This window comes from Pseudanabaena sp. 'Roaring Creek' (assembly GCF_001402795.1).
GTDB lineage: Bacteria > Cyanobacteriota > Cyanobacteriia > Pseudanabaenales > Pseudanabaenaceae > Pseudanabaena.
This window is the reverse complement of record NZ_LIRE01000259.1, coordinates 1-2192: the sequence shown is the minus strand read 5'-3', so window position 1 is coordinate 2192 and position 2192 is coordinate 1. Positions and strand designations below refer to the sequence as shown.

2 protein-coding genes are annotated in these 2192 nt (G+C 44.8%); both read right to left on the bottom strand.

Annotated elements, in window-relative coordinates:
- Nucleotides 1-237: 237 nt before the first annotated feature.
- Entirely contained in the window at nucleotides 238-1548 is a 1311-nt protein-coding gene (locus AC805_RS09020; protein ID WP_055075121.1) for a folylpolyglutamate synthase/dihydrofolate synthase family protein, read from the bottom strand.
- A complete protein-coding gene (locus tag AC805_RS09015; protein WP_055075120.1) occupies nucleotides 1529-1885 on the bottom strand; it encodes a nuclear transport factor 2 family protein in 357 nt (118 codons plus the stop codon). Before AC805_RS09015 ends, AC805_RS09020 begins: the two co-directional genes overlap by 20 nt.
- Nucleotides 1886-2192 lie beyond the last annotated feature (307 nt).

Sequence of the window (2192 nt, the reverse complement as noted above, 5' to 3'; positions counted from 1 at the left end):
AGCCTAAGTAGTTAAAACTAAGTATTTACAACGCTTTGCGTCCAATCCAAATCAAGAAGCTTTGTGAAAGTGTTACTTTGCAACACTTTCACAAAGCTTCTTGTGGTTCTTTTGATCGAAAACTCTGGTTTTTAATTATGCCCAGCTATTTAAGTAGCTGGGTATAATCAAATATAAAATCCCACAAGCTGTAGGGCACGCATAGCGTACCCTACAGCTTGTGATTCTGGTTTTTAATTATGCCCAGCTATTTACACGGTTTAGAAACTCTCCGACTAGATATAATGAACCACAAAGAACGATCGGCTCATTCTCTCGCTCCTCTCCCCCATCCGCAAAAGCAGCCTCTAGTCCTAACTCTAAACTAGGATAAAATTTGGGAGAATGCAGAGGATAACGACTGTTGGGATAGCCCTTAAATATAGAAGTTGCTAAATCAGCTAAATCCTGCGGTGAAGTAGTGGCAGGACTGGGAACGGGCACGGGGAAAAGCAAATCATCGGCATCTAAAAGTTCCTTGAGAATGCCCAATCGATCCTTTGTATTTAAGATGCCGACGATCCAGCGTTTTCGTTGTTGGGGAAACGCCTCATCGACAAATTGACGGAGGTATTGCGCCGCCGCCACATTATGCGCTCCATCAATTAGGATTTTGCGCCGCTTTCCATGAAAATTAAATTCCATCCATTGCAGTCGTCCCGCCCATTGCGTGTTTGCCATGCCTCCCCTGATTGCCTCATCGCTAATCTGCCAGCCCTGATTTTGCAAAACTCGAACCGCCGCGATCGCCACTGCCGAATTGATTAATTGATGATTGCCTTGTAGGGGCAAAGGATAGACAAAATCTTGATATATCGCACCCGCATCCGTCCGCCTAGCAGCCTTCACCCAAACTACAGGGGCATGGCATTCTGTTACCTTCTTTTGCAAAGCCGCGATCGCTTCAGGATCGTTTTCGGCAATGACAACAGGACATTGCGGCTTGATGATGCCTGCTTTTTCGGAAGCGATCGCCGCCAAGGTATCGCCCAATTGCTGACAATGATCCATCCCGATCGATGTAATCGCGCAAACTAAAGGGCGATCGCATACATTCGTCGCATCTAGTCTCCCCCCTAAACCCGTTTCGAGGATGGCAATATCGACTTTTTGCTCCGCAAAATACCACCACATCGCCGCCGTAATGACTTCAAATTGAGTTGGCGGCAAGTTAGGTGCGATCGCCGCCTCTACCTGATTCAAAGCTACGAAAAGATCCTGACGGCTAATCCATTCTCCATTAATCGTAATCCGTTCGCGCCAATCGATCAGATGGGGCGATGTGTAACGTCCAACCCGATAACCCGCCGCTTGCAAAATTGACAGTAAAAAAGCACAAACAGAACCTTTTCCGTTTGTGCCTGCGACATGGATCACGGGAATTTGATGTTGAGGATTTCCTAAGGAGTCGAGCAGTTGTTGAATGCACTCTAAACCAAGGTGAATGCCAAATTTATCGAAACTGGCAAGATATTCTTCAGGTGATAGATCAATTGGCTTTGGAGACATGAACTTCTAAGGCATAAATTTTGCCTTGGGCATCGACTTCAGCAATATGTCTGCCTTGCATCGCGAATAGTTCACCACTATCGCGCTTGCCAGCGATCGCCCAAATGGCTTCTAGTCCATTTTCCGTCCTTCTGGTCGTCCAAACACGCTGCATTCCTGAATAGGTCTGAAAAAAATGGCGATATAGTTGTGAGATGGCATCCTTACCAACTACCTTACGTGCCCCCGCAGGTTGAACTTCAGCTTCTTCAGCGAACAATTCCACCAATTCATCAAATGCTTTGTCATCTTCCCTAGCGCGATCGGAGAGTTCAAAGTATTGGTCTAAAACTGTCATATTTAGGCACCTTAGTTCTTATAAGTTCTTATGTAGCTCGGAAAATCTCTTTGTGAAAGTTTAAGAAGCTTTTTACAGCTTTGCTGTACTTTTTGTCTTAATGTAAACATATATTAAGCTTTGTTTTACCGAATTATCTTCACCCAACTGGGCTTAATCGCTCTCGCTAAATGTATAGCAACGTAAGGTTTACTTAGGACATATAGTCGTTTTAAATAACTTGTAGACGGGCTTCGACTTCGCTCAGCCCTCGGTGTAAGCTAGCTGAGCGAAGTCGAAGCTGTAGTTTTTATTTGAATTATCTATA